The 20273-nt window shown below is 65.6% G+C and carries 24 protein-coding genes; 15 read left to right on the forward strand and 9 right to left on the reverse strand.

Features of this window, described 5'->3' with window-relative positions; all coding sequences use genetic code 11:
- The first annotated feature begins 36 nt into the window (after positions 1-36).
- Positions 37-810, forward strand: coding sequence for an ABC transporter substrate-binding protein (locus tag HUX88_RS09060; protein WP_176361554.1), 774 nt, complete (start codon positions 37-39; stop codon positions 808-810).
- 6 nt (positions 811-816) lie between these two features.
- Here HUX88_RS09060 and HUX88_RS09065 read toward each other — a convergent pair whose 3' ends face one another.
- A complete protein-coding gene (locus HUX88_RS09065) occupies positions 817-1419 on the reverse strand; it encodes a glutathione peroxidase (RefSeq protein ID WP_176361555.1) in 603 nt (200 codons plus the stop codon).
- Positions 1420-1583: 164 nt separating this feature from the next.
- Here HUX88_RS09065 and HUX88_RS09070 point away from each other — a divergent pair, with 164 nt between their 5' ends.
- On the forward strand, positions 1584-2633 hold the full coding sequence (locus HUX88_RS09070; RefSeq protein WP_229219254.1) for a PHB depolymerase family esterase: 1050 nt from the start codon (positions 1584-1586) through the stop codon (positions 2631-2633).
- A gap of 6 nt (positions 2634-2639) precedes the next feature.
- Here HUX88_RS09070 and HUX88_RS09075 read toward each other — a convergent pair whose 3' ends face one another.
- From HUX88_RS09075 to HUX88_RS09090, 4 genes are read right to left on the reverse strand one after another with little or no spacing between them, the layout of a single operon-like run.
- Positions 2640-4094: an NAD-dependent succinate-semialdehyde dehydrogenase gene (locus HUX88_RS09075; RefSeq protein WP_176361556.1), complete on the reverse strand. Its 1455-nt coding sequence runs from the start codon at positions 4092-4094 to the stop codon at positions 2640-2642.
- Positions 4095-4107: 13 nt separating this feature from the next.
- Entirely contained in the window at positions 4108-4950 is an 843-nt protein-coding gene (locus tag HUX88_RS09080; RefSeq protein ID WP_117012386.1) for a PPK2 family polyphosphate kinase, read from the reverse strand.
- A gap of 12 nt (positions 4951-4962) precedes the next feature.
- The gene (locus tag HUX88_RS09085) at positions 4963-6573 is read right to left on the reverse strand and encodes an NAD(P)-binding protein (protein WP_176361557.1); all 1611 of its coding nucleotides are present in this window, start codon (positions 6571-6573) and stop codon (positions 4963-4965) included.
- The gene (locus HUX88_RS09090) at positions 6573-8084 is read right to left on the reverse strand and encodes a polyamine aminopropyltransferase (protein WP_176361558.1); all 1512 of its coding nucleotides are present in this window, start codon (positions 8082-8084) and stop codon (positions 6573-6575) included. Before HUX88_RS09090 ends, HUX88_RS09085 begins: the two co-directional genes overlap by 1 nt.
- Positions 8085-8149: 65 nt before the next feature.
- On the opposite strand from HUX88_RS09090, the gene HUX88_RS09095 reads away from it, so the two are divergent.
- From HUX88_RS09095 to speD, 5 genes are all read left to right on the forward strand, one after another.
- The gene (locus tag HUX88_RS09095) at positions 8150-8536 is read left to right on the forward strand and encodes a DUF350 domain-containing protein (RefSeq protein WP_117012383.1); all 387 of its coding nucleotides are present in this window, start codon (positions 8150-8152) and stop codon (positions 8534-8536) included.
- A 16-nt stretch (positions 8537-8552) separates the two neighbouring features.
- Complete coding sequence (locus HUX88_RS09100; protein WP_117012382.1) at positions 8553-9590, forward strand: SPFH domain-containing protein; 1038 nt, start codon at positions 8553-8555, stop codon at positions 9588-9590.
- Between the two features lie 62 nt (positions 9591-9652).
- Positions 9653-11068: a DUF4178 domain-containing protein gene (locus HUX88_RS09105; RefSeq protein ID WP_229213092.1), complete on the forward strand. Its 1416-nt coding sequence runs from the start codon at positions 9653-9655 to the stop codon at positions 11066-11068.
- Complete coding sequence (locus HUX88_RS09110) at positions 11065-11247, forward strand: hypothetical protein (RefSeq protein WP_117012380.1); 183 nt, start codon at positions 11065-11067, stop codon at positions 11245-11247. The genes HUX88_RS09105 and HUX88_RS09110 overlap by 4 nt, the downstream gene beginning before the upstream one ends.
- Positions 11244-11636: an adenosylmethionine decarboxylase gene (gene speD, locus HUX88_RS09115; protein WP_117012379.1), complete on the forward strand. Its 393-nt coding sequence runs from the start codon at positions 11244-11246 to the stop codon at positions 11634-11636. The genes HUX88_RS09110 and speD overlap by 4 nt, the downstream gene beginning before the upstream one ends.
- Here speD and HUX88_RS09120 read toward each other — a convergent pair.
- Together HUX88_RS09120 and HUX88_RS09125 are read right to left on the reverse strand one after the other, a co-directional pair.
- A complete protein-coding gene (locus tag HUX88_RS09120) occupies positions 11629-11820 on the reverse strand; it encodes a hypothetical protein (RefSeq protein ID WP_147330368.1) in 192 nt (63 codons plus the stop codon). The two genes, speD and HUX88_RS09120, sit on opposite strands and share 8 nt — an antisense overlap.
- Positions 11821-11927: 107 nt before the next feature.
- Positions 11928-12554 carry a glutathione S-transferase family protein gene (locus tag HUX88_RS09125; RefSeq protein ID WP_176361559.1) on the reverse strand — a complete coding sequence of 209 codons (627 nt, stop codon included), beginning with the start codon at positions 12552-12554 and terminating at the stop codon, positions 11928-11930.
- Between the two features lie 81 nt (positions 12555-12635).
- On the opposite strand from HUX88_RS09125, the gene HUX88_RS09130 reads away from it, so the two are divergent.
- Positions 12636-13445, forward strand: a complete 810-nt coding sequence (locus tag HUX88_RS09130) for a helix-turn-helix domain-containing protein (RefSeq protein ID WP_176361560.1) — start codon at positions 12636-12638, stop codon at positions 13443-13445.
- A 7-nt stretch (positions 13446-13452) separates the two neighbouring features.
- Here the strand turns inward: HUX88_RS09130 and HUX88_RS09135 are convergent, their stop codons facing one another.
- A complete protein-coding gene (locus HUX88_RS09135; protein ID WP_176361561.1) occupies positions 13453-13920 on the reverse strand; it encodes a MarR family winged helix-turn-helix transcriptional regulator in 468 nt (155 codons plus the stop codon).
- Positions 13921-14057: 137 nt separating this feature from the next.
- Between HUX88_RS09135 and HUX88_RS09140 the strand changes: the two genes are divergently transcribed.
- The 6 genes from HUX88_RS09140 to HUX88_RS09165 all read left to right on the forward strand — a co-directional run bounded on the left by HUX88_RS09140 (position 14058) and on the right by HUX88_RS09165 (position 18558).
- Positions 14058-15035, forward strand: coding sequence for an alpha/beta fold hydrolase (locus HUX88_RS09140; protein ID WP_176361562.1), 978 nt, complete (start codon positions 14058-14060; stop codon positions 15033-15035).
- 261 nt (positions 15036-15296) lie between these two features.
- Positions 15297-16349, forward strand: coding sequence for a ribosome small subunit-dependent GTPase A (rsgA, locus tag HUX88_RS09145; protein WP_176361563.1), 1053 nt, complete (start codon positions 15297-15299; stop codon positions 16347-16349).
- Between the two features lie 72 nt (positions 16350-16421).
- Positions 16422-16640, forward strand: coding sequence for a DUF433 domain-containing protein (locus HUX88_RS09150; RefSeq protein WP_117012372.1), 219 nt, complete (start codon positions 16422-16424; stop codon positions 16638-16640).
- Positions 16625-16945, forward strand: a complete 321-nt coding sequence (locus tag HUX88_RS09155; protein ID WP_176361564.1) for a DUF5615 family PIN-like protein — start codon at positions 16625-16627, stop codon at positions 16943-16945. The genes HUX88_RS09150 and HUX88_RS09155 overlap by 16 nt, the downstream gene beginning before the upstream one ends.
- Before the next feature lie 138 nt (positions 16946-17083).
- Positions 17084-17638: a hypothetical protein gene (locus HUX88_RS09160; protein ID WP_176361565.1), complete on the forward strand. Its 555-nt coding sequence runs from the start codon at positions 17084-17086 to the stop codon at positions 17636-17638.
- Between the two features lie 38 nt (positions 17639-17676).
- Complete coding sequence (locus tag HUX88_RS09165; protein ID WP_176361566.1) at positions 17677-18558, forward strand: AraC family transcriptional regulator; 882 nt, start codon at positions 17677-17679, stop codon at positions 18556-18558.
- 11 nt (positions 18559-18569) lie between these two features.
- Here the strand turns inward: HUX88_RS09165 and tet are convergent, their stop codons facing one another.
- Entirely contained in the window at positions 18570-19814 is a 1245-nt protein-coding gene (gene tet / locus HUX88_RS09170) for a Tet(A)/Tet(B)/Tet(C) family tetracycline efflux MFS transporter (RefSeq protein ID WP_301549467.1), read from the reverse strand.
- Positions 19815-19894: 80 nt separating this feature from the next.
- Here tet and HUX88_RS09175 point away from each other — a divergent pair, with 80 nt between their 5' ends.
- Positions 19895-20269: a GFA family protein gene (locus tag HUX88_RS09175; RefSeq protein ID WP_176361568.1), complete on the forward strand. Its 375-nt coding sequence runs from the start codon at positions 19895-19897 to the stop codon at positions 20267-20269.
- Positions 20270-20273: the final 4 nt, after the last annotated feature.

Raw genomic sequence — 20273 nt, forward strand, 5'->3', positions numbered from 1 at the left:
GCTATACTGGAATGCCTGATGCCGTTGGAGCGCTCCATGACCGTCACCGCCGGCCGGATGTCCACCGCCGCGCTGCTCGCTTGCCTGCTGGCCTCGGCGGGCCCGGCGCAGGCCGGCCCGCTGATCCGCCTGGGCTCGGACGACTGGTGTCCCTACGTGTGCGCGCTCGACGGCAAGCCGCCCAGCGGCTACCTGGTGGAACTGGCGACGATGGCGATGGCTGCGGAAGGCTATCGGGTGGAGCCGGTGCTCATGCCGCTCAACCGCGCCATCACCCAGACGGTGCATGGCGATATCGAGGGCGTCTACGCCCCGCCCATCGACCGGCGCCTGCGCCTGAGTGCGCCCGTGGCGCAGTCGCGGGCCTGCTTCTACACGCGGGCCGGCGACGACTGGAATTTTCACTCCATCGCGTCGCTCAAGACGCAGGTGGTGGGCGTGATCGACGACTACGGCTACGACGACGGGCCGATGGATGCCTATATCGCGGAAAACCGCCATCAGCCCGGCCTCATCGCGCTGGCCTTCGGCGCGTCGGCCGGCACCACCAATGTGCAGAAGCTGCTGGGCGGACGCTATCGCGTGATCCTGGAACATTCCGCCGTCATGGCGCAACTGGGCAAGCGGCTCGACGTGGCCAGCCGCATCCGCCAGGCGGGCTGCCTCGACAACGAGCTGCCGCTGACCATCGGCTTTGCGACGCAGGATATCCGCGCCGACACCTGGGTCCGCGCGCTGGCCGACGGCGTGCACAAGCTGGAAGCCTCGGGCGAGCTCAAGGCCCTGCAAAAGCGCTACAAGCTGGACTAGCCCGGCTTACATCGCCAGCGCTTTTTCCACCGCGCCGACCAGCTGCTTGTCCGAAGGCGTGACCTTGCTGCCGAAGTTCTCCACCACCTTGCCGTTGCGGTCAATCAGGTATTTGTGGAAGTTCCAGGCCGGCGCCTTGCCGGTGATCTTGATCAGGTTGGCGAACAGCGGATTCGGTTCCTTGCCCGACACCACCGACTTGGCGAACATCGGGAACTTCACGCCGTAGGTGTTGTAGCAGAAGTCGGCGATTTCCTTGCTGCTGCCCGGTTCCTGCTGGCCGAAGTCGTTCGACGGGAAGCCCAGGATCACCAGGCCCTTGCTGCCGTACTTGGCGTACATCGCCTCCAGCCCTTCGTACTGGTTGGTGAAGCCGCAGTAGCTGGCCGTGTTGACCACCAAAATCACCTTGCCGGAATACTGGCACAGGTCCTGCGGCGATTCGTCCTGCAGGCGCTTGAAGGTCTGCTTGAGGATGGCCGGGCAGCTGGCCGGCGCGGCGGCGGGTGCGGCGGCCGGTGCGGCCACGGGGGCTTGCGCAAAAGCGGAGGCGCTGGCCATCACGGTCAGCGCGGAAAACAGGCATAACTGGGCAAGGGTCTTGGACATGATGGTCGGCCGGAAAAGGGAAAAAACCATTTTATGCCAAACTCGGCCGGCCTGCTTGCCGAGGCTGTGGATAACCCCTTCCCGCCCCGCGCACGATTGAGCGAAATTAAGCGGAATGCGCCCCGCTGCTCCACACTGCATGCCTGACCTGACGCGAGGATGCCATGACGAAGCTGCTCTGCCTGCTGTGTTTGCTGTTGGCCGGCCCCGCCCCGGCGCAAACGGTCACGCTGCCGAACATGACGGCCACCCAGGTCACCGTGTCCGGCCTGTCGTCCGGCGCCTACATGGCGGTGCAGTTCGAGGTGGCCTTCTCGCAGACGGTGCAAGGGGCCGGCATCATCGCGGGCGGGCCGTACTTCTGCTCGCAGGGCAGCGTGCTCATCGCGACCACCAGCTGCAGCTGCACCAGCGAGCTGTTCCCGTGCCGCGTGCGCCCCGGCGGCACCCACATCGCCGAGCTGATCGCCTTCACCGACTGGTTCGCCGGCGCCGGCGGCATCGATCCGCCCGCCGCCCTGGCCGGCCACCACATCTGGATGTTGTCCGGCAGCGCCGATACGGTCGTGCCGCAGCCGGTGATGAACGACCTGTTCTTCTACTATCGCCACTACATCGACGCCGACCACATCTCCTACACCCGCAACCTGCCGGCCGAGCACGCGATGCCGACCGACCAGTACGGCAACAGCTGCGCCACGCTGGGCACGCCCTACATCAACAACTGCGGCTACGACGCGGCGGGCGAGCTGCTGCGCTGGATCTACGGCCCGCTCACGCCGCGCAACAACGGCACGCTAAGCGGCCGCTTCATCGCCTTCGACCAGTCGGAATTTTTGCCGCTGCCGGGCTGGCACGGCATGGCCGAAACCGGCTACCTGTACGTGCCCAAGGCCTGCGACGGCAACAACGGCGCGGGTTGCCGCTTGCATGTGGCCTTCCACGGCTGCGAGCAGGACCTGGACGACATCGGCACCACCTTCGTCGAGCGCGCCGGCTACAACGCCTGGGCCGACAGCAACAAGATCGTGGTGCTGTACCCGCAGGCGTCGGCGATCTACCCGTACACCAATCCCAAGGCGTGCTGGGACTGGTTCGCCTACGACGACGCGCGCTACGCGCAAAAATCCGGCAACCAGATGGCCGCCGTCAAGCGCATGGTGGACCGGCTGACCGGCGTGGCGCCGGCCACCATGCTGGTGCGGCTGCGCTAACGGCCGCTAGATCCCGCCCATGCAGATGTATTTGATGACCAGGAAATCGTCCAGCCCGTAGTGCGAACCCTCGCGCCCCAGGCCCGATTGCTTGACGCCGCCGAATGGCGCGATCTCGTTGGAGATCAGGCCGCTGTTGACGCCGACCATGCCGCTCTCCAGCCCCTCCGCCACGCGCCAGATGCGGCCGATGTCGCGCGAATAGAAGTAGCTGGCCAGGCCGAACTCGGTGCTGTTGGCCAGCTCCACCACTTCCTCGTCGGTGGTGAAGCGGAACAGCGGCGCCAGCGGGCCGAAGGTCTCCTCGGTGGCGACGATCATGTCGCTGGTGACGTCGGCGATCACGGTCGGCTGGAAGAAGCTGTGGCCCAGCGCGTGGCGCTTGCCGCCGGCCAGCAGGCGGCCGCCCTTGGCCAGCGCGTCGGCCACGTGCTGCTCCACCTTCTGCACGGCCTTCTCGTCGATCAGCGGGCCTTGCGTGACGCCCTCCTCCGCGCCGTTGCCGACCTTGAGCTTGGCCACGGCCGCCACCAACTTCTCGGCGAACCGGTCGTACACGCCGTCCTGCACGTAGATGCGGTTGGCGCAGACGCAGGTCTGGCCGGCGTTGCGGTACTTGGAGGCCAGCGCGCCCTCCACCGCCGCGTCCAGGTCGGCGTCGTCGAACACGATGAACGGCGCGTTGCCGCCCAGTTCCAGCGACAGCTTCTTGATGGTCGGCGCACTCTGCTCCATCAGCAGGCGGCCCACCGCCGTGGAGCCGGTGAAGGTCAGCTTGCGCACGGTGGGGTTGGACGTCATCTCGCCGCCGATCTCCTTCGGCGTGCCCGTCACCACGCTGAACACGCCGGCCGGCACCCCGGCGCGCTCGGCCAGCACGGCCAGCGCCAGCGCGCAGTACGGCGTCGATTCGGCCGGCTTGAGCACCATCGGACAGCCCGCCGCCAGCGCCGGGCCGGCCTTGCGGGTGATCATCGCGATCGGGAAGTTCCACGGCGTGATGGCAGCACAGACGCCGATCGGCTCCTTGGTCACCAGCAGGCGGCGGTCCGGCCACGGCGAGGCCAGCGTCTCGCCGGCCACGCGCTTGGCCTCCTCGCCGAACCACTCGATGAAGGAGGCGCCATACGCCACCTCGCCGCGCGACTCGGCCAGCGGCTTGCCCTGTTCGGCCGTCATCAGCTGCGCCAGGTCTTCGGTGTTCTCCAGGATCAGGTCATTCCACTTGCGCAGGATGGCGGCGCGCTCCTTGGCGCTCTTCTTGCGCCAGGCCGGCCAGGCGACTTTGGCGGCGGCGATGGCGCGGCGCGTTTCGGCTGCGCCCATCAGCGGCACGGTGCCGAGCTGCTCGCCGGTGGCGGGATTGGTCACGGCCAGCGTGGCGCCGTTGTCGGCGTCGCTCCAGGCGCCGTCGATGTAAGCCTGCTGGCGCAGCAGGGTGGGATCTTTAAGTTTCAGCATGAGTAGGCTCCTTTTACTCGACGGTGAACGAGGACAGGTCGGGATGCGGGTCGGGATAGGCCAGGTCCATGTCTTCCAGGGTCTCCAGCAGCAGGCTGGCGACCACCAGATTGCGGTGGGTCTTGGAATTGGCCGGCACCACGTACCATGGCGCGTGCGGCATGTTGGTCTCGCGGATGGCGCGCTCGTAGGCGCGCTGGTAGTCGTCCCATTTCTTGCGCTGTTCGACGTCGGCCGGGTTGAACTTCCATTGTTTGTCGGGATCGTCCAGCCGCTCCTGCAGCCGCTGGCGCTGTTCTTCCTTCGAGATGTGCAGGAACACCTTGACGACCACGGTGCCCGTCTCCGCCAGCATGCGCTCGAAATCGCGGATCTGCGCGTAGCGGCGCTTGCATTCGTCGCCGTCGATCATGCCCTGCACCTTGGTGATCAACACGTCTTCGTAGTGGCTGCGGTTGAAGATCGCGATCTCGCCCTTGACCGGCACCTGCTGGTGCACGCGCCACAGGTAGTCGTGGGCCAGTTCGTTGTCGGTCGGCTGCTTGAAGGCCGCCGCGCGCACGCCCATCGGGCTGATTCCGTTGAACATGACGCGTATCGTGCCGTCCTTGCCGGCGGTGTCCATGCCCTGCAGGATCAGCAGCACCTTCTGCCGGCGCTGCGCATACAGCTTGTCCTGCAGGGCGCCGATGCGGTCTATCAGCGCGGCGGTGCGCTTCAGGTCCAGCGTCTTGGCCTTGGCCTTGCTCAGTTCCGGGTTGGCGGAGCGGCTGGAAAATGCCGCGTCGTCTGCGTCGCTTTCACGCAGTTTCAGTTTGGCGGGGGCGCCGAAGCGCTGGCGGGCGTTATGTGTCATGGGACTAGCTTATCACTTTGCGGCAAGAGTGGCGGCACGGCAGCCCCACCACGCGGCTTCCTCGAATACCGAGAAGCCCGACAGGTCGGCGTGCGCGAACAGGATGGGGCCATCCACCTCGCGCAGCGCCTTCATGCCGGCGTTGCTGCGGAAGTTGGGCCCCGGCGAGGCCATGGCGTGGCCGCGCAGCGTGATGTCGACCCGCTCGACGCAGGAGGCGAACTGCGATCCGTAGGCCTCCTTCAAATCGGCGCTGGCCAGCGCCAGCAGCTCCTCCGGCGTGGCGGCCTCCATCCAGCGGCGCGCGGCGCCGGGCTTGCGGTCCGACAGCGCGACGTAGGCGCTGAACACGGTCTTCTCCGGCGGCTGCACGCGGATGTCCTGGTGGGTGGAAACGACGAAGCCCAGTCCCGGCTCGCTGTACACCACGTTGTCCCAGGACAGCGGCTGGCTGGGTCGCTCGTCCGGGAAGCGCTTGAGCAGGAAGTTCGCCACCATCCACGGCGCGTATTGCGGCACGTGTTGGGCCGGATCGAAGCCGTAGGCGGCGATGTTCTCCACCACCCGCGCCGCCACGTAGGTCGGCATCGCGCAGATGGCCTTGCGGGCGCGGACGATGTAGCTCGACGGCTGGCCGTTTTCCAGCTTGAAGCACAGCGCTTCGACGCCGTCCGCCGTCGTCTTCAGCGACACGGCGGTGCCGGCCATGCGCTGCACGCCGGACGCGCGCTCGATGCCGGAGGCCAGCGGCTGCAAGCCTCCCGGCCACGTGAGCCAGGCGCCGTTGCCGGCGTTGGCGGCCTGTCCCCAGCGGCTGCAGTAGTAGTGCAGCCCGGCCCAGGCCGAGACCTGGTCGTAGCGCGTGCCGTAGTCGTCGCGGCAGCAGTAGTTCAGGTACCAGTGCAGCGTCGGCGACTTGTAGCCGTTCTGCTCCAGCCATTGCTTGAGCGTGATGCGGTCCAGCGCCTGCCACTGCGGATCTTCCGACGACAGCACGGTGGGGAACACGAACACGCGGCGGCCGTCCGCTCCATGCGTCTGGCGCAGCCGCGTCACCTCGGCGAAGAAACGCGTGTGTTCGTCGCGCTCCCACTGCGGCACGCCGTCGGTGGGAATGAAGCCGTCCTGCCAGTGGCCGTTGAACAGCAGCCGCTCCTCCGGCCCGTGCAGGATGTAGCGCTCGTCGTAGTAGGGCTTCTCCGCCATCGCATCCTTCTGGATGATGCCCAGGTCGGCCAGGATCTCGCGCACGTGCACCGATTCCGGCGACGGCAGCGGCAGGTAGTGCGCGCCGGTCGGATATTCGAGGTCGCCGAAGGCGCCGCCGGCGGCGTTGCCGTGCGGCTGAGGGCCGTCGATCATCAGCACGTCGGTCTTGCCGAGCTTTTTCAGCTTCCACGCGGCGGTCAGGCCGGCCACGCCGGAGCCGAGGATGGCGATATCGGTGTGGATAACTTTCGATGGCGGCGGCAAGGGGCGGCGCTCGCGCAGGAAGTGGCCCTCGGCGCGGCCCGGATAATGCACCGCTGGCGTGATCTCCTGCCAGCGGTGAAATCCCGCCACGCTGCCCGCCGCCACCACGCCGCTGGCACCGGCCCATACCAGGAAGGAACGGCGCAGCATCAGCGTATCACCCGGCGCCAGTCCTGCTCGAACTCGTGCACCAGCGATTGCGTGTTGAGGCGGTTCGGCTCCATCGGCAAGGCCTTCATATCCGGCGGGAAGATGAACATCTCGCGCGTGGTGTCGGCGTTCAGGTAGCGCATCGGCAGGCGGTATTCGGTGGGCGGCTTATAGTCCGCCTGCGGCGTGGCGAGAATGAAGCCCCATTCGCCGAACGACGGCACGTAGGCGTGGTACGGATAGGTCTTCAGGCCGACCTCGCGCAGCGTGGCGTCGATGGTCCAGTAGGCGTGCGGCGCGAAGAACGGCGACGTCGATTGCACCACCATCAAGCCGTTGGCGGCCAAATGCTTCTTCACCATGCCGTAGAACGGCACCGAATACAGCTTGCCCAGCGCGAAACTGGACGGATCGGGGAAATCGACGATGACGGCGTCGAACATGTCGTCGTTGTGCTGCAGCCAGATCGCGGCGTCGGCGTTGATGACGCGCACGCGCTTGTCGCTGAAGGAACCGTGGTTCAACTTGACCAGCTCCTCGCGCTTGGTGAAGGCCCCGGTCATGGCCGGGTCGAGGTCCACCAGCGTGACCTGCTCGATGTTCGGATAGCGCAGGATCTCGCGCAGCGCCAGGCCGTCGCCGCCGCCCAGCACCAGCACGCGCCGCGCCCAGGGCAGCGGTTGCAGCACCGGATGCACCAGCGCCTCGTGGTAGCGGTACTCGTCGCGCGAGGAGAATTGCAGGTTGCCGTTGATGTACAGGCGCAGGTCGTCCTTCCAGCGCGTGATCACCAGCCGCTGGTAGGGCGTGGTGGTGGCGTACACGATCTCGTCGCCGAACAGGCCATGCTCGCCCCAGTAGGTCATCTTGTCGGCGAAGGCGAAGCCGAACACCAGCACGCACATCACGCTGGCGGCGCGCAGCATGCGGCCGGTGACGTTCTTCAGCTCCGTGCGAAACGCGGTGATGGTCCACAGGGCCACGCCCACGTTCAGCATGCCGAACAAGAATCCGGTCCGCACCAGCCCCAGATACGGCGCCAGCACCAGCGGGAACAGCAGCGACACGGCCAGCGCGCCCAGGTAGTCGAAGGTCAGCACGCGGCTGACCAGCTCATTGAATTCGGTCTTGCGCTCGTTCAGGGCGCGCATCACCAGCGGCACCTCCATGCCGACGAAGGCGCCGATCAGGAACACCATCACGTACAGCAGCGTGCGGAACGGCGCCGCCATCCACGAGAAGGTCAGGAACAACACCGCCGCCGACAGGCCGCCCACCAGGCCGACCGCCAGTTCGATGTCCACAAAGCGCGCCAGCACATCCTCATCCCTGACATACTTGGAAAAGTGCGCGCCCACGCCCATGGCGAACAAGTAGCAGCCGATAATGGTGGAAAATTGCAGGATCGAGTCGCCCAGCAGGTAGCTGGACAAGGCGCCGGCGATTAATTCGTAGGCAAGGCCGCAGGAAGCGACGACGAAGACGGACAGGATGAGAATCTTTTTGGTCATTTAGCTATTTTTGCACTAATATGTTTGAGCGTTAGCAAGTTAACCACTTTAACCCAAGGTGCGCCGTGCCCGCCATCCAAAACTACCTGATTCATCTTTTACTGGCTGCAGTGCTGCTGGCGGTCTTTTTCAAAGCCTACACGTGGATGACGCCTTTCGACGAGGTGCTGCTGATACGGCAGGGGAATTTCGCCGCGGCGCTATCGCTGGGCGGGGCCTTGATAGGTTTTTCCATCACCATCGCCTCGGCGCTGGTGCATACTGCCGATTACCGCGAGTTCTCCGCCTGGGCGCTCGGCGCGATGGTGGTGCAGATGCTGGCCTACGCCATCACCACGCGCGCGCTGAACATGTCGAAGGACCAGATCGAAGGCAACAACGCGGCCTTCGGCGGCTTGCTGGGCGCGATCTCCATTTCCATCGGCGCCATCAACGGCGCCTGCATTTCCTAATCAAGCGAGGACCATCATGGGCTTAGGCAGCTTTATCAAGAAGCAGTTTATCGACGTACTGCAGTGGAACGAGGAAGTCGACGGCGTCCTCGCGTGGCGTTATCCGATGCAGGACCAGGAGATCCAGAACGGCGGCGTGCTGGTGGTGCGCGAATCGCAGATGGCGGTGTTCGTCAACGAGGGCCAGATCGCCGACGTGTTCGGCCCCGGCACCCACAAGCTGACCACGCAGACCCTGCCGGTGCTGACCAACCTGAAAAACTGGGACAAGCTGTTCGACTCGCCGTTCAAGTCGGACGTCTACTACTTCAGCACCCGCGTGCAGACCGGCCGCAAATGGGGCACGCCGCAGCCGATCACCATCCGCGACAAGGACTTCGACATGGTGCGCGTGCGCGCCTTCGGCATGTACTCGTACCGCGTGGCCGATCCGCGTTTGTTCTTCAAGGAGATCAGCGGCACCCGCGAGGCCTACACCCGCGACGAGGTGGAAGAACAGCTGCGCGGCATCCTGATGGCGACCATGGCCAGCTCGCTGGGCAGCGCGCAAGTGCCCTTCCTCGACATGGCGGCCAACCAGGCGCTGATGGCGCAGCAGGTCAAGGGCGACCTGGCCACGGCGTTCGGGCGCTACGGCATCGGCCTCGATGAATTCAACGTCGCCAGCGTCAGCCTGCCGGAGGAACTGCAGGCCGCGCTGGACGAGCGCATCTCCGCCGGCATGAAGGGCGGCATGAGCGCCGACAAGATGGCCGGCTTCACCAAGTACCAGGCGGCCACCGCGATCCCGCTGGCGGCGCAGAACGAGGGCGGCATGGCCGGCATCGGCGTCGGCCTGGGAGCGGGCGTGCAACTGGGCCAGGTGATGGGCCAGGCGCTGGGCGCGTCGCTGGCGCCGCAGGCCGCGCCGGCGGCCGCGGCTCCTGCGGCACCGGCCGAGGACTCGATCGAGGCGCGGCTGGAAAAACTTAAGGGTCTGCTCGACAAGGGCTTGATCACGGCTACCGACTACGACAGCACCAAGGCCGAACTGCTGAAAAAACTGCTCGGCTAATGCAAATCGTTTCCTGTCCCAGCTGCGGCGCGGAAGTCAAATTCCGCTCGCATGCCTCGGTTATGGCTGTCTGCGAATATTGCAGCACCAGCGTGCTCAAGGACGCCGACTCGGTCAAGGACTTGGGCAAGATGTCGTCCGTGCTGGAGGACTACTCGCCGATCCAGATCGGCACCTCCGGTGTGCTGGGCAAGCGCCAGTTCACGGTGGTCGGCCGCATCCAGCTGCGCTACTCGGCCGGCATGTGGAACGAGTGGTACCTGCTGTTCGACGACGGCGTGACCTCGTGGCTGGGCGATTCGTCCGGCATGTACACCGTCACCGCCGAATTCAAGATCGATCCCGTGGCCGCGACGCAGCTGCCGGTGTTCGAGCATCTGCAGCCCGGCCAGAATTTCCCGATCAACGGCGCGCTGTACACCGCCGCCGAAATCCGCACCGCCGATTGCATCGGCGGCCAGGGCGAGCTGCCGTTCAAGGTGGGCGAAGGCTACCAGGCCAGGGTGGCGGACTTCCGCCGTGGCGGGGAATTCATCACGCTCGATTATTCGGATTCGCCGCGCCCGGTGGTCTACACCGGCCTGGCCGTCACGCTGGAGAGCATGAAGTGCCAGCTGCTGCGCGACGACGACACCATCCAGCGCGCGGCCGGACGCTATCGCGGCAAGCTCGATGCGCTCGACTGCCCGTCGTGCGGCAGCGGCATCAAGTACATCCCCGGCGTGACGGCCACGCTGGTGTGCCCGGCCTGCCACGCGCAGATCGACGCCGCCAGCCCGAAGGCCGAAGTGCTGGCCGCCGGCGAGCGCGTGGCCGCCGTGCCGATGACGATAGAACTGGGCGCGACCGCCAGGATCAACAATCAGGACTTCACCATCATCGGCATGATGCGCCGCGCCGACGACGAGGGCACGCAGTGGAACGAGTACCTGATGTACGGCACCCGCGCCGGCTTCTCGTGGCTGGTGGAGACGGACGAAGGCTGGTCCGGCTCGAACGTGATGGCCGAGTGGCCGGTGGCGTACGCGCCCGGCGCGCCGGAGGTGACGGTGGACAGGTCGCGGTTCTCCCGCCTGTACGACTACGGCTCGGTGGTGACCTTCGCCGCCGGCGCCTTCAACTGGCGCGTGGCGGCGGGCGACCGCACGCGGGTGGAGGAATTCTCCGCCGGCCAGATCCGCCTGGCCGCCGAAAGCACGGACCAGGAAATGACCTGGTCGCGCTCGTCGCCGGTGTCGGCCGACCAGCTCAAGGCCTGGTTCGGCGACAAGTTCAAGGGCCGCGTGGGCGCGCCGGCGGCAAGCAAGGGCGGCAAGCGCCGCTACCGCGATACCGCCAAGTTCATCATCTGGTTCATGCTGGCGATTAACGCGATACCGCTGCTGATGAACTTCTCCGGCACCTGGTTCCTCAGCCTGCTCGGCGCGGCGGCGATCTACCTGCCCGCCTGGTTTATGGATAACGAAGACAAATCATGAGCAAATTCTTCATCTACGCGGTCATCGTTTCCGTGGTCACCTCGGGCAGCAGCTGGATGCGCGCCGTGAGCGGCAACAGCAACTACAGCAGCGGCTACCGGGGCAGCACCTGGAGCTCGAACACCGGCGGTGGCGGCGGCAGCTACGGCGGCGGCTCCGGCGGCGGGGGCCACAAGTGAAACGCGAGGCGCTCCCGGACCGGGCGGCCGTGCATCAGCCGGCCGGCACGCATCTACTGGCGGACCTGAGCGGCATCGCCGCCGAAAAATTGAGCGATTGCGCCGCGCTGGAGGCGTTGTTGCGCGCGGCCGCCGGGGCCGCGCACGCGCGCGTGCTGTTCAGCCATTTCCACGGCTTCGGGGAAGGCTTGGGCGTGACCGGCGTGGTGCTGCTGGCGGAATCGCACATCTCGATCCACACCTGGCCCGAATGCGGCTTCGCCGCCGCCGACATCTTCATGTGCGGCAGCGCGCAGCCTGATGTGGCGCTCGCCATCATCGAAGCGGCCCTGCAGCCGGCCGCCTGCCAGGTCAACACGGTGCGGCGCGCGCCTCCCGCGATCAGTTGACCCTGGCGGCGCTCTGGCTGGGCGACATCAGCTTGAGCGGCACATCGACGACCGGTTCGTTGACGCTCATGGCAGGCGCTGCCAGCGGCTGCATCATCGCCGCCAGCGGTTGCGCTTTGCCTGCCACCACCGATGCGCAACCGGTCATCGCCACGACGGCCAACAGCACGAGCATTGTCTTCATGTATTTCCCCCTGGGTGGACTAAGTGCCAACCAAATTATCACTCAGGAAATAGACGATGACAATATGCAACTGCTATTGTGCGCGGCGTGTTTGTTGCGCCGTGTGCTCAGGCGGCTTGGGCGGCGGCCAGTTCGCCATCCTTGGCGTTGGCTGCGGCAAAAGCGGGCCGGCTGATGACGCGCGCCACGTACTGCTCGATCACGGGCAGCTTGGGCAGCAGGTCGAAGGCGCCCATCCAGCCCAGCGACGTGGCCCACAGCACGTCGAGCGCGCTGAATTGCTCGCCCAGCATGTACGGCCCCTTCGACAACTGTTCGATGAAGGTGTTGAACATGGTGTCGAAATCGCCGTAGTGGCAGGACGCCTTGTCGGCCGGCGTGTTCTTCATCCACTTGTCGACGATGGCCGGCTCGAAGCAGCTGCCGTAGAACGCCATCCAGCGCAGGTAAGGCCCGCGCAGCGGATCGCCCGGCGGCGGCGCCAGTTTGGCGTCCGGGAAAAGGTCGGCCAGGTACAGGTAGATCGCCACCTGCTCAGTGACGATGGCGTCGCCGTGGCGGATCGCCGGCACCTTGCCCATCGGGTTGACGGCCAGGTAGGCGGCTTCGCGGTTCTCGCCCTTTTTCATGTTCATCACATGCAGCGCGTAGGGGGCGTGCAGCGCTTCCAGCAAGGCCATCACGCCGCTGGAGCGCGAATACGGGCAGTGGTACAAGGTCAGTTGGGGTGCCATGGTGTTTCTCCTGTCGATGGTGAAGAAACGCCACGTTATCTCTTGCTATGATGACGGTCTTGTAAAAACGCGAACCCGATCATGCAAACCGTGACGAGCCGGCCCAAAGGCGTGGTCTATCCCGCCGCAGCCGAGAAAGCCTTCCGCCTGGAACGCTACCTGCCGGCGCCCGACCTGGCGCCTTTCGTCGAGTACTTCTGGCTGGTGGCGTGGACCTTGCCGGACGGCGTGGTCCACGTGCAGCGCACCCTGCCCTCGCCCTGCATCCACCTGGTGTTCGACGCCGGCCGCACGGCGGTGTTCGGCGTGATGACGGGGGCTTTCGAATACACGCTCAAGGGCAGCGGCCGCATCCTCGGCGTGCGCTTTCTGCCGGGGGCGTTCCGTAGTTTCCTCAAGCAGCCGGTGCAGACCGCGACCAACCGCGAATTGCCGCTGTCGGCGCTGTTCGATTGCGACGACGCCGAGGCCGAACGCAGCGTGCTGGCGGCGCCCGACGACGACGGCATGGTGGAGGCGGCCAGCGCCATCCTGCGCCGCACCCTGCCCGCGCCCGATCCGCAGACCGCGCGCATCGCGCAGATACTGGACGCGGTCCGGCAGCATCCCGACATCACCCAGGTGCGGCAGCTGGCCGACCACGCGGGCATCGGCGTGCGCAGCCTGCAGATGCTGTTCAAGGAATACGTGGGCGCCACGCCGAAATGGGTGATACGCCGCAACCGCCTGCTGGACGCGGCCGATCAGCTGTCGCACGGCAGCGAGGTCGACCTGGCCGCGCTGGCGCAGGCGCTGGGTTACTACGACCAGGCCCACTTCACCACCGATTTCGAAAAACTGGTCGGCAAGCCGCCGGCCGACTATCGCCGCGGTTGCAGGGAATCGGCGTGAGGGCGGATCACGGCGCCGGGTCTGCCGCGTCCATCAGGTTGGTGCGTAGATTGACCACCGCTTTCTGCAAAGCGCGGAATTCTTCGGGCGCCAGGCCCGCCGCCTTGGCCGTGATCTCCCGGTAATCGAAGGCTTTTTCACGCAGCGCGCGCCCGGCGTCGGTCAGCGACACGCGCACGCTGCGCTCGTCTTCCGTGTCGCGCTCGCGGCGCACATAACCCATGGCTTCCAGGCGCTTGAGCATCGGCGTGAGCGTGCTCGGCTCCAGGAACAACTTTTCACTGAGCCCCTTGACCGTCTGCCGGTCCTCCTCCCACAGGCAAATGATGGTGACGTACTGCGTGTAAGTCAGGCCGAGCTGCTCGAGCACGGGCTTGTAGACGCGCGAGTAGGCCAGGTTGGTCGAATAGATCGCGAAGCACATGAAATCGCCCAGTTTCGCGACGTTCTTGCGGGCATGGTGGTCATTGCTCATATGAACTCCAAAATTTATTTATCGAGATAATCATTATCGTACTTGAAAAGTGCGGAATCCCGGTATATATTTACGTTCATAATGATTATCGCAATAAGTAATTCATCCCAAACGATCCGCCAACCCAGGAGTGAACCATGAAGAACATCCGCATCCTCGCCGTAGCAGCCGCCATCGCCACGCAATTTGCCCTGCCAGCCATGGCACAGGAGCAGCAGCCCTTTGCAGCGATCAAGCAGATCGACGCCGGCGTGCTCAACGTAGGCTACGCGGATGAGGGGCCGGCCAACGGCCCGGTGGTGATCCTGCTGCACGGCTGGCCGTATGACATCCACAGCTACGTCGACGTCGTTCCCCTGCTGACCAAGGCCGGCTACCGCGTGATCGTGCCGCACCTGCGCGGCTACGGCAGCACGCGCTTCCTGGATGCCAAGGCGGTCCGCAACGGCGAACCGGCCGCGCTGGCCGCCGACGTGGTGGCGCTGATGGATGCCTTGAAGATCGACAAGGCCGTGCTGGCCGGCTACGACTGGGGCGCGCGCACCGCCGACATCGTGGCGGCGCTGTGGCCGCAACGGGTCAAGGGACTGGTGTCGGTGAGCGGCTACCTGATCGGCAGCCAGGAGGCCGGCAAGCAGCCGCTGCCGCCAGGCGCCGAACTGCAATGGTGGTACCAGTTCTACTTCGCCACCGAACGCGGCCAGGCCGGCTACGAAAAGAACCGCCACGATTTCGCCAAACTGATCTGGCAAACCGCTTCGCCGCAATGGCGCTTCGACAACGCCACCTTCGACCGCAGCGCCGCCTCGCTGGACAACCCGGACCACGTGGCCATCACGGTGCACAACTACCGCTGGCGGCTCGGCCTGGTGTCCGGAGAAGCGCAGTATGCCGGCCTGGAAGCGCGCCTCGCGCAATTCCCCGCCATCACGGTGCCCACCATCACGCTGGAGGGCGACGCCAACGGCGCGCCACACCCCGAGCCGGTCGCGTACGCCAAGCGCTTCACCGGCAAGTACAAGCATGAAACGATCATCGGCGGCATCGGCCACAACCTGCCGCAGGAAGCGCCGCGCGCCTTCGCCCAGGCCGTGATCGAAGTCGACCACCTGTAATCAACAGGCGTCAGAATGTGCGAAGACAATTGACGGCGCCATCATCCGATGAGACACTGAGCGCCTTATCCACCCACAGGAGACCATAAGATGCGCCAAGTAGATACTGCCCTCCTGTCGGCTGCCTGATTACGTCGGGACTCCCCTCTGTAGTGTGTTGATCCACGCGTTCTCGCGCAGCTGACTTCCCGTATTCGCCACCCATTCGTCCAGTCGCGAAGGGTATTGCTCGTCTTACCGGAATCAGGAAACACACACACCATGATCGACATCGATTTTGAATCGCTGCGCCTTATCGGCTTAACGCAAACCATCGCCAACCAGCTTTACCTCTTGCACGACGCACCGGCCAACGCCCGGCTGGCGCGCATCACGGAAATCCAGCGCGACTGGCTCACCGTCCACGACGGCCGCGAGGAGTTCCGCGCCCGCGTACTGCCGGCGCTGCACGACGCCGCGCTGGCCGTCGGCGACTGGGTGCTCAGCACCACGCTGGCCCACGACGAGCGCTGGCTCAGCGCGCTGCTGCCGCCCACCACCCACATCGCCCGACGCGGCAACGACGGCCGACATCACAGCCTGGTCAGCAATGTCGACACGGCGCTGCTGGTGATGGGGCTGGACCACGACTTCAATCCGCGCCGGCTGGAACGCTACCTCGCCATCGTCAAGACGGCCGGCGTGGAGCCGGTGGTGGTGATGAGCAAGGCCGACATCGGCGACGAGGTGGACCAGCGCATGGAGCTGCTGCGCCAGCGCCTGCCCGCCAGCATTCCGCTGCTGGCCGTGAACACGCTCAGCGACGACGCGGCGCGGCAGCTGGCGCCGTGGCTGGGTGCGGGCCAGACGCTGGTGTTGCTGGGCTCCTCGGGCGCCGGCAAGTCCACGCTGACCAACACGCTGACGCAGGCCGGCCAGCAGACCGGCGGCGTGCGCAAGGGGGATGGGCGCGGCCGGCACACGACCACGTCGCGCTCGCTGCACCGCTGCGCCGGCGGCGCCTGCATCATCGACACGCCGGGCCTGCGCAGCTGGCAGCCCGACGCCGACGAGGCCAGCCTGACGGCCGCCTTCGACGACATCGACGCATTGGCGGCGCAATGCCAGTTCCGCGACTGCCGCCACGCGGGCGAGCCCGGCTGCGCGGTGCGCGGCGCGGTGGACGAGGACCGTCTGCTGAACTACCACAAGCTGCTGCGCGAAGCGCGCCGCAGCCAGCAGACGCCGCTGGACCGCATCGCCGAAGTCGCCAAGTGGAAGGTGATGCAACGCGCCGCCGTGGCCCGCTCGAAGGACAAGTTCGGCAAGCGATAACCGGCATTTGATGCTGCACCAGATCGACTATACTGCCTTTAGGTATAGTCGATCGACAGAGCAGGAGGACATATGAGCCAGCAAGTCATCCATCGTGATCCGGAGATTTATAGCGGCGCCACGGTGTTTGTGGGGACTCGCGTGCCACTTTCGGCACTCTTTGATTACTTGAAAGCCGGAGAGTCCCTTCAAGGTTTTCTTTCCGACTTTCCATCGGTATCAAAAAGCGCAGCGATCGCGGCACTAGTGATCGCTGAACAATGTGCGGACCGACAATGCAGATCCTGTTAGATGAGTCCTTGCGACGCCGATTCGCTGCGGAACTGTCTGGCCATCAAGTCAGGACTGTCGTTTCCTGCGGCTGGGGAGGCGCAAAGAACGGTCAAGTACTGGCACTTGCAGCGACTGCTTTTGATGTTCTGATAACCGGCGACAGGAACATGCAGTATCAACAAAATCTCAGCACGCTGCCTATAGCAGTGATCGTCCTCGCCACGACAGATAATCACCTCGACTCATTGCGCAAGCTGGTACCAAAGTTACTCAGTGCACTTACGAACCTGCAACCTCGTAAGTTGATTGAACTTACGCTCTAACGGCCCTTGGCCGCTGCTTACAGCGCGACCACGGCGGCAATTTCGGAATAGTTCCAACAACTCCGGAACAGCAGGGAAGCCCGGCTAACGTGAAAATCTCCACGTAACCCATACTTCCCCCTCGTCAGGAGCCGCCGCATGGACCAACAGCCGCCTGCCATCATCCTGCTGCACCGTGGCCCGCCACGGTTGCAGCCCTGTCACGACGGCACCGCGTACGGCTGCTTCACCGAGGCGGGCCGGCGCGGCAATCATCTTTCGCTGCGGGCTTATCCAAGCACAGAAAGCGCGCGCGCAGCGCAGGCTGCAACACCGCTAACAGAACACACAATGCTGTTGCAGGCCCCGAATCACATGCACGCCCTCCCGCTTCTGCCACCCGCCGATCCGCTGCGCGAACCTCGCTGCAAGCGCGGCGTGGTGCTGGTCCACCTGTTCCACGGCGCCTGCTTCGAACGCGTCGACGAGCTCGTGGACCGCTACCGCGGCGTCGGCGTGGTGGAGGCGGGCCTACTGGAGGCGGTCGATACCGATTGCGTGGTCTGGATAGCCATCGTGCAAGACATGCAGGCGCTGGCCGCCCTGCACCCTGCCTTGCGCGCGACCGAGGCGGCGCTCGACACCCATGCCGAGTTGCTGCTGCTGGAACCTTGTGCCATGTCACGCATGCGCTGGATCGGGGTAAAGCAGTGATATCCTTACAAGGTTGTCGCCAATGGAGATATCAAGTCATGCTGGACCGCAGCGCCATGCAGGAGATGAATCGCGTACTCGATGTCGCGCCGCGCCTGCGGCCCGACGTGTGCGGCCGTGGCGCATCCATCACCGAGCGTTGGGCCCACAGTGGCTTCACATCCCACGTCGAGCCGATGGCGGACCATGTGGTCATGACCTATTACGGCGCGCCGCAAAGAATCGAATGGCGCGACGGCAGCCGCTACCAGCAAGGCGTCACGCGGCAGAAGGCGATCACGGTGATCCCCAGCGGTCATGAGGCGGCCTGGATGATCGCCGGCGCGATCGAGGTTTCGCATGTTTATTTTTCGGACGCGCGCCTGCAAACCTGCGCCGAGGCGACCGGCCATCGCGGTCCGGCGGTCCAGCTGCTGGACCGGGTGGCGCTGCCCGATCCCACCGCCAGTGCCTTGCTGGAGATCCTATCTTCCGAAGCCTGCCGCGACGATGCCGGCAACGGCCTGTTTGTCGAGCAGGCGGTCGACCTGCTGTGCATGCAACTGGTGCGCGCCCACTCGACCACCTGCCACGACCAGGGCAAGCGCGCCAGCGGCTGCCTGGCGAACTGGCAGGTGCGCCGCGTGACGGACTATCTGCGGGAGCGGCTCGATGAGGAAGTGCGGCTGGATGATTTGGCGAAGCTGGCCGGCTTATCCCGCTTCTACTTCTGCGCCGCCTTCCGCCGCAGCACCGGCCTGACGCCGCATCAATGGCTGCTGAGCCAGCGCATGGCGCGCGCCCGCGCATTGGTGGCCGATCCTTCGATACCGCTGACCCAGGTCGCGATGGCGGTCGGCTACCAGACCCCGTCCGCCTTCGCCGCCGCGTTCCGGCGCACCGAAGGGATGAGCCCCACGGAATACCGGCTGCGCTGCTGAAGTGCCGCCGGCTACGATGCGGCCGACGGCACCTCCGGCTTGCGCATCAACACCGGCAGGCAGAACACATACAGGCCTGCGCCGATCAGCCACACCAGGCCGGGGAAGCTGCCGCGCGACATGAAGTAGATCGTGCTGATCGCCACCGGGCCGATCACGGTCGCCAGGCTGGCGGTGCTGGCCAGCACGCCTTGCAGTTTGCCCTGCTGGTCCGGGCCGACGCTGGCCGACACCAGCGATTGCAGGGCCGGCGCGCCGATGCCGCCCAGGCAGAACAAGGGCATCAGCGCGAAGGCCATCCAGCCCTGGTTGGCCAATGCGATCAGGACATAGGCGCAGCTGTCGGCCGCGATGCCCACCATCAGCGCGCGGCGTTCGCCCCAGCGCTCCGCAATCGGCCCCACGATGAACGCTTGCGCCAGCGCGTGAAACGCGCCGAAGCAGGCCAGCGAAATGCCGATGGTCAGCGAGTCCCAGGCGAACTTGTCCTCGCCGTACAGCACCCACACGGTGCCGCCGATTTCACCGATCACCACCAGCAGGCCGGACGCCCCGATCAACGGCAACAACGATTTGAAGCCGGCCGCCCAGCGCAGGTTGGTCAGCGGATTGAAGGACATGCGCCCCGTGGCCCCCGCGTCGCTGGCGCGCGCCGCGTGCGATTCACGCACCACCAGCAAGGTCAGCACCAGGTTGACGGCATTCATCGCCGCGGCCGCCAGGAAAGGCGCCCTCACCCACCATTCGCCCAGCAGGCCGCCGATCACCGGACCGATGATGAAGCCGATGCCGAAGCAGGCGCCCAGCTGGCCATAGCGGCGCGAGCGCTGGTCTTCCGGCGTGACGTCGGCGATGTAGGCCGACGTCACGGCCATGCTGGCTCCGGTGATGCCGGCGATCGCGCGGCCCACGAACAGCAAGGCCAGCGTCGGCGCCATCGCCATGAACAGGTAGTCGACCACGGCGCCGGCCAGCGACAGCAGCAGCACCGGCCGGCGGCCGATGCGGTCGCTCAGCACGCCGAGGATGGGCGAGAAGATGAACTGCATCAGCGCATACAGTCCGGTGAAGGCGCCGAAGCGCCAGCCCAGCTCGGACGTATGGCCGACGTCGCGCATCAGTTGCGGAATGATGGGCATGGTCAGCCCGATGCCGACGGCGCTCAGGACAACGGTGGCAAGGATGGTCAGCAGCGCTCGGTTCATCTGGCTCTTTTCAGGAAGTAGCCGCCGATTGTACGGCGGCCAAGTCCGCAGTGCTGTGCCCGCTGTCACAAACCACCAGCCTTGCTCCACCAATGACGCGCAAATGGTAGGCTGGGAAAAAGGAGAACGATATGACGATCACAGGAAGCTGCCACTGCGGGAAGACCACGTTTCGTATCGACGGCGAGATTCCCGTCGCCTTGACCCGCTGCACATGCTCGTTTTGCGCCAAGCGCGGCGCACTGCTGGCGTACTACCCGGTTGCCCAGTTTCACGTGACGTCGGCGGCGGCCGACGATGCGGTGTATCGCTGGCATACCAAGCTGGTGGCGCATCATTTCTGCGCCAGCTGCGGCTGCGCCACCTACTCCGATAGTCCGGCGTTCGAGCCGGACGGCAGTTGGGACCAGCATACCCGCCGGCTCGGCGTCAACGCCCGCCTGTTCGATGACTTCGACGCCGCCACCGCCCACATCGAGGTCATCGACGGCAAGCATCTTTGGTAGCGCC

The sequence above is a fragment of the Duganella sp. BJB1802 genome, from assembly GCF_013369445.1.
Taxonomy (GTDB): Bacteria; Pseudomonadota; Gammaproteobacteria; order Burkholderiales; family Burkholderiaceae_D; genus Rugamonas; species Rugamonas vulcania_A.